This window comes from Mesorhizobium neociceri, from assembly GCF_013520985.1.
In the GTDB taxonomy this organism is placed as follows: Bacteria; Pseudomonadota; Alphaproteobacteria; order Rhizobiales; family Rhizobiaceae; genus Mesorhizobium; species Mesorhizobium neociceri.
In genome coordinates this window covers 1-9326 of record NZ_JACDTY010000047.1, presented here as the reverse complement: position 1 = coordinate 9326, position 9326 = coordinate 1, and the positions used below count along the sequence as shown (strand labels likewise).

Annotated in this window: 7 protein-coding genes and 4 pseudogenes; 5 read left to right on the top strand and 6 right to left on the bottom strand. The window is 58.6% G+C overall.

Features of this window, described 5'->3' with window-relative positions:
• Positions 1 to 1288: 1288 nt before the first annotated feature.
• Positions 1289 to 1666: a DUF2934 domain-containing protein gene (locus H0241_RS35195; protein WP_181062278.1), complete on the bottom strand. Its 378-nt coding sequence runs from the start codon at positions 1664 to 1666 to the stop codon at positions 1289 to 1291.
• A gap of 700 nt (positions 1667 to 2366) precedes the next feature.
• On the opposite strand from H0241_RS35195, the gene H0241_RS36060 reads away from it, so the two are divergent.
• The 3 genes and pseudogenes from H0241_RS36060 (at position 2367) to H0241_RS35185 (ending at position 3270) form a co-directional block, all read left to right on the top strand.
• The gene (locus H0241_RS36060; RefSeq protein WP_235984637.1) at positions 2367 to 2585 is read left to right on the top strand and encodes a hypothetical protein; all 219 of its coding nucleotides are present in this window, start codon (positions 2367 to 2369) and stop codon (positions 2583 to 2585) included.
• A gap of 123 nt (positions 2586 to 2708) precedes the next feature.
• On the top strand, positions 2709 to 2918 hold the full coding sequence (locus H0241_RS36565; protein ID WP_181062277.1) for a DUF4112 domain-containing protein: 210 nt from the start codon (positions 2709 to 2711) through the stop codon (positions 2916 to 2918).
• Between the two features lie 137 nt (positions 2919 to 3055).
• Positions 3056 to 3270 (top strand): annotated as a pseudogene (locus H0241_RS35185) (GlsB/YeaQ/YmgE family stress response membrane protein).
• Between the two features lie 272 nt (positions 3271 to 3542).
• On the opposite strand, the gene H0241_RS35180 reads toward H0241_RS35185, so the two are convergent.
• The 3 genes from H0241_RS35180 to H0241_RS36055 all read right to left on the bottom strand — a co-directional run bounded on the left by H0241_RS35180 (position 3543) and on the right by H0241_RS36055 (position 5760).
• On the bottom strand, positions 3543 to 4148 hold the full coding sequence (locus H0241_RS35180) for a hypothetical protein (protein ID WP_181062276.1): 606 nt from the start codon (positions 4146 to 4148) through the stop codon (positions 3543 to 3545).
• Between the two features lie 32 nt (positions 4149 to 4180).
• Positions 4181 to 4933, bottom strand: a complete 753-nt coding sequence (locus H0241_RS35175) for a DUF4142 domain-containing protein (protein ID WP_181062275.1) — start codon at positions 4931 to 4933, stop codon at positions 4181 to 4183.
• A gap of 596 nt (positions 4934 to 5529) precedes the next feature.
• Positions 5530 to 5760 (bottom strand): phage terminase large subunit family protein, encoded by a 231-nt coding sequence (locus tag H0241_RS36055; protein ID WP_407941797.1) that lies wholly within the window; start codon positions 5758 to 5760, stop codon positions 5530 to 5532.
• 19 nt (positions 5761 to 5779) lie between these two features.
• Between H0241_RS36055 and H0241_RS35165 the strand changes: the two are divergent.
• A pseudogene (locus H0241_RS35165) lies at positions 5780 to 6781 on the top strand (IS110 family RNA-guided transposase); the annotation flags it as partial.
• Between the two features lie 689 nt (positions 6782 to 7470).
• Positions 7471 to 8577 carry a flavodoxin family protein gene (locus tag H0241_RS35160; protein ID WP_235984636.1) on the top strand — a complete coding sequence of 369 codons (1107 nt, stop codon included), beginning with the start codon at positions 7471 to 7473 and terminating at the stop codon, positions 8575 to 8577.
• A gap of 105 nt (positions 8578 to 8682) precedes the next feature.
• Here H0241_RS35160 and H0241_RS35155 read toward each other — a convergent pair.
• Positions 8683 to 8907, bottom strand: a pseudogene (locus H0241_RS35155) (hypothetical protein); the annotation flags it as partial.
• Positions 8880 to 9326, bottom strand: a pseudogene (locus tag H0241_RS35150) (hypothetical protein); the annotation flags it as partial. The pseudogenes H0241_RS35155 and H0241_RS35150, both read right to left, overlap by 28 nt.

The window sequence follows — 9326 nt, the reverse complement described above, 5'->3', positions numbered from 1 at the left end:
CAGCGGAAATCACTGTACGTATTTAACCAAGCAGCGCCGGTGCCGTGCGGCTTTATTAGGCCCTAGTTTAACCGGCGGCGCTCTTTCCAAAATCCCGCCGCAAGTAGCCGACGCGGCCTAGGCCGTTGCCATCATGACTCAACCGCGTCGGCTATCTCCCTATTTCCAGCCTTAGGTGTGTCAAGATATAATCGCCTCTTCTAGCCCTCAAGGTGCGGCAGCGGGCTTTTTCTACAGTCCCGGAACCTTGCGCTATGCGGGTGGTTGTGGATCCGGCGGCTGTGCCTCCCGGGCTTGGGCCGCTGACCAAGGTGCGGACTTTGGTCGGCCCGTGCTCTGCAACAGGGGCGCGGGCCATTCGTTATAGACTGAACGTATACTCGAAGATGTGACAGCTCTTCTCGTCGGTAACCCGAATCCATATCCGCTCGCTTGTCCGCAGGGTTACGCCACGTTCGATGGCTTCCTGAGCCGCGCGCAACGGCGTTCTGGCATTACATGCCGGACTGGCTGACAAGGGGCCGCTGGCCCTACCTCACAGGAAGGAATAGGGCCACGACGATCAAGGACGGCACCGACCAGAATGGCCGCATAAAACGTAAATAGGACCAAGAGCGCATCTAAACACGGCGCTTGCGCAATTACTAATTTAGTGAAACCTTAAATGCTTCTGGGGAGTAGAGGCGAGAGACCGGTCGGTCCAAGTTATGGGGCGGCATTGAACATAAATGTTTTTTCCGCGATTCCTGATCGGGATGTTCGCCACGTCGACCGTGGTGGCGATCTGGATTTATCTAGCAACAGGTTCGTTCTGGAAGTCGCTTGCATGAAGGCGGCCGATGATGCCCGACAAGCCTGCCAGTTAACGCCGAGGAGGCCCGGCGACCTTCTTTTGACACTGAACAAACCAGGGGCGCCGAGCCTTTTCCCAATGGCGCTTTGAGGGAAGCGTCGCCGAATAGTGAGCGTACCGCTCTCGCTAGTGGTGAGAAATACAGCCTTTTGGACGATGGTCCGGAAGGGAGAAAATGGCCGGCGCCGCAATGGGAGGTTGCCTGATCAGCGCCGGCCGGGCGGTTACCAGGTCCGCCGCAAACTCAACCGATAACTGATTCTTGACGTAGCGTTATGCAAACGAGAAACAATGTTTTAGCAGGATAAGGGTGATACGAGGGGAGGCGCTTCGGCCAATTGACAAACAGCCGCCTGGGCGATTTGCCTGTTGCCCCAGTGGGCTGCTGAACTTGCAGCATAAAGGACATGCAAAATCCCGCTTCGGCGGGTTTTCTTATTTGCTGAAGTTCTGTTGGCCGGCCGCCAAGCTCCGGGCTGCCTCCTCGATCGCCTCGCGGTCATTGCCCAACCTATCAATTAGGTCTTGGGCTTGGTCGCCCGTAATGCCCGTACGCATCGCCAGCGCCTCTACCGTCATGACGTCGGAACTGGCGGTCTCAGCGTGCCGCGGCTTTGTCGGCTTGGCCGATAGCACCGTCGCTCCGACGGCGCTCGGGTCTGTGGCAGGCAAGCCTGTCTGCAGTTGGTCCTCGCGGTCAACTTCGACTTCGGCTTGATGCCACTGACGTTCGTCAACGCCATGTATGCCACCCTCATGCTCCCAAATCTCGTATGCCCGCTGCTGAATTCTTTGGTGCCGATCGTCGCCCATGGTGGATCCTCCCTGATGAATTGCTCAACGCGGAGGAGGGCGGAATGATCCATACGGAATGGTGATTTGCGATGGAAGGGCGTGACGGCGGATTAGGGTTACGAGACCCGACATCGCTGTTGAGGGACAAACAAATGCTCCTGTTCGACTGCAACCGCTGCAAGCCGCTGATCAAATCACGCTTCTCGAGGTTCACCCCGTGCACCTGCCGAAGCGCCCTTTCTGGCACACAGAGCGATTTCGAGGGTGAGCCGTGGCAGGACCAAGCCTTTCCAGTAGCTTTCAGAGGCCGAGATCGCGCGTTTCCTCGACGACGGCTTCCACTCCGGCTCGCATGCTCTTCGCCGGATTCTCGAACCACAACCAAAAGCATTAGCGTCGCTGGCGGAACCTTTGTGGCACTCTGCCCTTCTCCATTGAACTGTGGAGGCACCAATGGCAAATAGGAAAATTGGCGATCGCGCTGCTTGGCGTTCTGGCATACCAAAACCGCAACAAAATCGGCGAAATGATCCGTGGAGCAGGAGATCGAAATCCAAACGACCTGCAAGGCGGGATCCTCGATGAGCTTTCAAAGGGCGTCGGGGACCGCGCTTGGCGACATCCTTGAACGATTTAGAGGTGCGGGGGCAGGAGTAAAGGTCGACTCGTGGGTGGGCACGGGGCGGCAATAGACGAAGATACGCTGACGTCACTCTCGATGCAGACCGGCCTGTCGCGCGAGGAACTCATCAGCAGGATCACGCGGGATTTGGCCGAGGCGGTCAACAAGATGGCGCCGAGTGGTGAACTGCCATCTGAACCCACTCAAGGCTCCAACGAGACGACCTGCTCGACGACGTGTCTCCGCGTAGGGCGCAAGCCAATCCAGGCGGTCAAAACGATGTCTAGGGCGGCGGCCATAAAGGAGGCCTGCTGAATCGTACGGGCTCGCAAGTTGGGCAAAGCGGGTCGGCTATCAGGGCGCCAAGGCATTTGCAGAATTGGATTTGTTGGCCACCTTACTCGATTTCTGTTGGCGCATTCGGTACATTAATTCGTTTTGGATGGGACGCTGGTTGGTCCGCCCGTACTCGGAGATGCGGCGACAGGCATCGTCTCGGTTTATATCGTATCACGAGCCAGAGACTGCGGTGCCGGAAAGGCCTTTGTTGCCCGGATGTTAGGGAACGTGCTGCTCGATACGGTCGTCGGAAGCATCCCTATTCTCGGCTCAATCTCCACGTGTATTTTAAGGCAAACAACCGCGTGAGAGTGCTTCGCCGCCACCTCCAACGGTGACGTGAAGTGGCAACTCCCGGCGATGCATTGCCGGAGACCCTCGGAACTTTATTGGCCAATGGCACGTTTTTCCGCCGAACCAGTTCGGGTTCAAGGAAAGGGGACAATATGGAAAATCCAGGTGTCGGTTGGATAGCTGCGATCGTCATCGGCGGTATCGCCGGCTGGCTCGCGGACATCATTTGGGGATCGTCGGCGCCTTCGTCGCCAACGTCCTTCTCGGACTTCTGGGCGTGTCCTTGACCGGGTGGCTGGGCTATCTTGTAGCCGGCTTCATCGGTGCATGTATTTTGATTGCCGTGGCGCGAATGATTAGACGCTGAGGCAACAATCACATTCCTCATGGTTGAGGCGCGTGATCTAGGGATCACGCGTCTTTCAGGACTGGCTCTGACCCGCCCCGGTCGAACAGCGTGCCGCCAGCTTCCTCCGCGGTACGAGACGCCGCACGGGTTAGCTGGCCGCCGCTATCGTGACTGGCATCGCGCAGGAGCTCCTATCCCCGCGACCGGGCGCTGATTTTACGATTCAATGCTTCCTGGGTAGTCGAATGGCCTACGCCCCGCCGCCTTATTCGGCGGCGGGGCCTTGATCATCAGAGCGGGCTGGTGTTGCGAATTCTGTCGCGCTCGGCCTCGATGTCGACGTAGGGGTCGGCATCCGCATCGAAACGGGTCCAGCCACCGGCTTCATAGGCGCGGCGACGCTCTTCCAGATCGACCGAGTTGGATTGCCCGAGGATGCGCTCTGCTTCGTCGACAAGCTCGTCGTTAACCTTGGTGGTCACTAGCGTGCCGCCGCGGCGAACGCCTTCGGCATAGACATGGGCATCCCTTTCCGGCACGCCGGAATCGGTGAGCGCGCCGACGATCCCGCCGGCCGCGCCGCCGACGACAGCGCCGCCGACTGCACCGACCGCTGTGGCGGCTAACCAGCCTGCGGCCACAACGGGACCGACGCCCGGAATGGCCATGAGGCCAAGTCCTGTCAGCAACCCCCCGGCGCCGCCGATCACAGCGCCGAGACCGGCCCCGCCGGCTGCATCCTCGGCAGCGTCAGAGCGGTTGCTATCGTCGTACCAACCAGTTGAATTGTTGGCGACGATGCTGATGTCGCCACGCGGAACACCGATGGCTTCCAGTTCGCCTACGGCATCGGAGGCGTCATCATAATTGTCGAAAAGTCCGGTTACGGTCTTCATTGTTTCGATCTCCTTGATCTGGTTTCCGCCGGTCAGTTGGCGCCGGCCACGACGTTGCCCTGATAATCGAGCGCCACCATTGTGTTCTTGCCGTCCTTGGTTGCCTGGCCGCGCCAGATCCCCTTGTCGTCCTTCGTCAATGCAGACACATCGGTGAAGCCGGCGTCCTGGATGCGGGTCTTTGCCTGCTCCTCGGTGAAGCTGTTGGCGCCGGGAACCGGGGCAGCGGGGTTTGTGGTGCCGGTCGTGGTTACGGCCGGCGTCGTAGAGCTCGTGGTGGGCGCTGCGTCGCCCGTGACGGCGATCTTCTCGATCATGTCCTTGTGCATCTTGAGCGTCGGCAGCGTCTCGGTGGCGAATGTCTTCAACTGCGCATTGTCGCCGTCCTTCGCATAGCTCTCGAACAGTGTGACTGCTTCCGAATGCGCATCGCGTTGCATCTGGACATAAGGCTTATCGACGTCGTCCTTGGCAGTCTTCAAGGTGTCGAGATCAGCCTTGTGCTTGGCGTCCAGTTCCTTGGGTATCGTCAGCTTCTGTTCACCGGCGATGGTTTCGAGTTTGGCGTTGGCCGCGCCATGATCGTCGATCATCTTATGGGCAAAATCCTTCACGGCTTGATCGTGGGCCGTGCCCTCGGCGATCTTGCTGGAATCGACCTCGAACATGCCGCCAGCCGTGGCCTTATCGACGAAGTCTTGCGCGCTGTCGGCGGCGAAAGCGGGCAGGGCGAAAATCATGGCTGTGGCCGTGGCCAGTGAAGCCAGAATTAGGGGAGTTTTCATGGTACTTGTCCTCGTTAGGCACGGATGTGCTGTCGAGCTAACCAGCGCCAATCGGCTTTGTTCCGCTGCATGAGCGATTATCCAACCAGTGTTCTTGGTGCTCACAGAGACACCAGCCACTCCAGAAAGCTCTGCCCGCTGGGTACGCCAGGGTTTTCGGCGCTTGGCGGGTGAAGTCACCGACAGCCGAGGCGTGCCCGCCCCGGATGAGGGGAATTAAAATTTGCGGACGTGTTTTCCCTGGGCAAAAAATCCGAAAGGAAATCCATGGGTGCCAAATCATCACGCGATATCGCGGGCCCCAAGCCTAGCAAAGGACGAGGCTAGAGGTAAAAGCAGGAGGCCGCCGCCAAAACACCTGACAAAACGAACGACTGGGATCGAGACAAGGTGCACGGTGACGGCGACACCATATTTTGGATCCGCGGCCGATCCGCAGCCATAAATAAAGCGACGCGCGCTAAACCCCTTGCGGCCGCGCGCACGAGGAGGTGCCGTTCGCGGAAAAGGGGATATTGTTCCCCGCCAGTTTTCAAACTGGCGACTTCAACCTACGCGGCCAATCCGACTTGTTGCGCCGGACAGCTCGCAATTCGTCAACGACAGTCGCCGACATCGCCACTGAGCGAGCGCGCCCGCACTTTGGTTCTTTGTGCCGAACACCCTTTTTCGCCTGCTCGGCGCTCTGCACCCCGGCCGCCGCATTCGGGGCAGGGGACATGGTAGCGACGCTGGTCGGACGCCTCATATTCCCGCTCTATGCGCGACAGGCCGCGAACGGTCGGCGTCGAGGCTAGGAACACCTTCCTGCGATGCGAAAAGGTCAGTTCTCAGTGAAAATCAATAATTCCGGGTTTGCTCGATCACTTCGCAGAGCTGCAACGAAAGGCGGAAGTGCGGACAGGGCAGAGTTTCCGGGTCATATCAATCCAGGAAGCTGGTCTGGATGGATTCTGGATACATCGGGTCCTCGAACGCGAAGGCATCGAGAGTTATGTCGTGGACCCGGCATCCATTGCCACATCGCGTCGCCGCCGGCGGGCCAAGACCGACAGGATTGACGGGGAAGCACTGGTTCGAGCGTTGTTGGCCTACAACCGCGGCGAGCCTCGGGTTTGCGCGATGTTGCGAGTGCCAACGCCGGAGGAGGAAGACCGTCGCCGGTTGGTGCGGGAGCGGAAGGCGCTGACGAACGAGCGGATCAGGCACGTCAACAGGATAAAGGGCCTTTTGTTCAGCCAAGGTGTGTCCGGATACGAACCGTTGAAAGGCGATCGACGCAAATGCCTCGACGCGCTCATTACCGGAGATGGGCGTCCACTACCGCCAGCGCTCATGGCGCAGATCAGCCGCGAGCTTGATCGCATCGAGTTGCTGATCCAGCAGATCAAGGATGTTGAAGAGGCACGCGACGCCTTGCTCGTCGCGGCAGATGAGCCAACACCGGCCCTGCTGCTCAGCCTCAAGGGAATAGGTCCGGAGTTCGCGGCCGTCCTGTGGTCTGAGGGATTGTCGCGCAAGTTTGACAATCGACGACAGGTTGCCGCCTACGCTGGTTTGGTGCCAACGCCCTGGCAAAGTGGGCAGATTAATTGCGAGCAGGGAGTCTCGAAGTCCGGCAATCCTAGGCTCCGGTCGACGCTTGTCCAGGTTGCGTGGCTCTGGGTGCGCCATCAACCCAATTCGGCACTCAGCCAGTGGTTCAGGGCGCGAGTCATCCAGAATGGTGGCCGGTACAAGAAGACGGCGATCATCGCCCTCGCTCGCAAACTGCTTGTTGCGCTGTGGAAATACGTGAACGCCGGAGTCGTTATAGAAGGAGCTCTCCTGACGACACCATCAGCATAGACGCAATCGATCATAACAATCTCCAGGACTGATCAGGCCTGGCAGATCCTCGGTAGACGAACCGACGAAACTCATGGCCTCAAACAGCCGCTGCTGAAGAATGGTTTCGCCTCCTGGGTCCGAATCCGCCGCAAGCGGGATCATGGAACAGGTGCATGCGCCCTGACCGAATATAAGGTGGACTGGGTTCGTCGCGAACCGCGTCACGCAAACGGACTCATCGAATGGATCTACGGATTGCCGCGGAGGTGCATGACAATGTCGACGTGATGCCGTTTGTGGTTGACCATCCCCATATAAGTTTCGGGCAGGCAGCAGTGAGTCTAGCTACGGTTAGGTCTCGTTGCGTCTTTCAGCCGCCTTGTCAGCATAAGCTCTCGGAAGGAATGCCGCCCTTATCGCGATCGAGCTTGCTGCCCCAAGAACAATTGGCCAGACACCAATTTGCTTCATCGCACGAACTGATCTGCGGACAGGTTCGCCGCGGTTGGCAGGACTAGCTTTGTGGAACTTGCCTGCTGATGAGGCCTAGAAGATGGTGGGTAGCCGATCGAGTGCCATCAGCGAGCATGATCCTGCCCAAGATCGATTCATCGCCGGCCCGTGTTCCAGCGGGAATGCCTCGCTGACGTTGCAACGGTTAGGACATTGTGCGCGTTCCTGGACGACATGGGCGAAGGAATGTGCAAATGGCTCGTCTTGTCGATAAGTTTCTCAAGAAGACTCCGGTGCCTCGCAAAGGCATGCCTAGTCCCAAATTGAGTGAGGAGGAGTTCAAGGCGCGTTACAAACAGCAATTTGTCGATCCGGCATTCCAGCCACTAGCCACTTCGATCGAGCAAATCGCTTCAATCGCTTGGGAAGCTTATGCGGAATCCCGCAAGAGCCCGATCACCAGAAAAGCCGGCCTCGCGTTCAGCGACCCCGACTATGATCTATCGGCCGACTGGATTGCGGCGCACGAAGAGGTAGTTCAGGCGCAGCGTCGATACCAGGACTCGTCAGTCCCGCCGCGTCTGCTAATCATTAACGGCTCATCGCGCAGCGAGCACACTTGTCCCGGCGAAATGTCGAAGAGTTTCCGCCTGGCCGACATCGCCCGTGACACTGTTAGGACTGAAACCAAGCTTGCCGTCGAACTTCTCGATCTATCGCGAATTGCTTCTGAATACGGCAGGAACATTCATCCCTGCAAGGCGTGCTTTTCGACGGCCGCCCCGCTCTGCCACTGGCCCTGTTCATGCTATCCCAACCATTCACTTGGTCAGGTTCAGGATTGGATGAATGAAATTTATCCCATGTGGGTCGCTGCCCATGGGATTATGATTATCACTCCGGTCAACTGGTATCAGGTTTCTTCACCCGTCAAACTCATGATGGACAGGCTTGTCTGCGCCGATGGTGGAAATCCCGACCCGTCGCTTACCCAAGGCAAAGATGCGACAAAAGCAAAAGAGGTAGAACTGGCCGGGTGGGACTACCCACGTCACTTGGCAGGTCGACTGTTTTCGGTGATTGTGCACGGTGACGTCGAAGGTGCGGAGAACGTCCGGCGCTCCCTTGCCGACTGGCTCCGCTTCATGAAGTTGTCGCCGGCAGGGCCTAGCGCAGAACTCGACCGATATATTGGTTACTGGAAGCCGTATGCGACAAGTCATGAAGAACTTGACGCCAACGAAGCAATTCAGGAAGAGGTTCGCAACGTTGCCCGTTCGCTCGCCGAAGCCGTCTTGGAACGTCGGGCTGGCCGCTACCGGCAGATCGGCATCGGCTTGGAAGACCCACGGCAAAAATAGATGACGATCAGCGCATAACCATAGAAGCCTTTGGTTGACGCCCATCAGCAATCGCCGAGCGCAAAGGCCCGCGCTTCCGGAGACGCGGGCGGATCAGGCGGGGCTTTATCGGTTCGAAAGATAGAGCGCTTCCTCATCGTCGCGCTGTCTGCCGCCAAGCTCTGCCGCCGCGCTCGCGATGAAGGCACCGACGACCAGCGACAATGCGCCAATGAGTGCGAACGTAGCGCTGGCTTTCCTCGCTATGTCGGCGGCCTCCTGGGCCTTGACTTTTGCGTCCTTTACCTTGGCGATCATCCCATCTACACGCGCCTTCGCATCAGCTGGACGTGTTTGCGTAAGTGCTCAGGGTGAACCAGATGGCGGAGCGGAGTGAGATAGCGTTGTAATTTCAGGCCGAAGTCGAGGGCGATGGGGCCATAGTGCGCTTTGGGGAATAGTGTCCCGTCTCCCGCCAGGAAAATGCCGGCGTGGTAGGTGTCGCAAAAGTGCGCAGCACTCTCCGCCACGATCTGCAGGACGGATTGGATATCGGTCGGCGATGCGGCGATCACCCTGAGGATCGCACTCGTCGCATTCTGCTGTTCAAGGAGATTGGTAATCTCCGCGGTGCGTACCTGATTTTCTTCGCGCGTCGCTGTCAACTCGGATCGGAGCGAGCTGATCGTCATCTCAGGGTCGGAGCCGGGCCTCCCACTGAGGTGCTCCTGTTTTTCTCTGCTCATTGTCGGCTTTGGCCAACCCAGCGT

Coding starts and splice junctions, on each gene's coding strand:
- H0241_RS35195 (WP_181062278.1), bottom strand. CDS start 1,666: ATGGGCGACGATCGGCACCAAAGAATTCAGCAGCGGGCATACGAGATT.
- H0241_RS36060 (WP_235984637.1), top strand. CDS start 2,367: ATGCAGACCGGCCTGTCGCGCGAGGAACTCATCAGCAGGATCACGCGG.
- H0241_RS35180 (WP_181062276.1), bottom strand. CDS start 4,148: ATGAAGACCGTAACCGGACTTTTCGACAATTATGATGACGCCTCCGAT.
- H0241_RS35175 (WP_181062275.1), bottom strand. CDS start 4,933: ATGAAAACTCCCCTAATTCTGGCTTCACTGGCCACGGCCACAGCCATG.
- H0241_RS35160 (WP_235984636.1), top strand. CDS start 7,471: ATGGCTCGTCTTGTCGATAAGTTTCTCAAGAAGACTCCGGTGCCTCGC.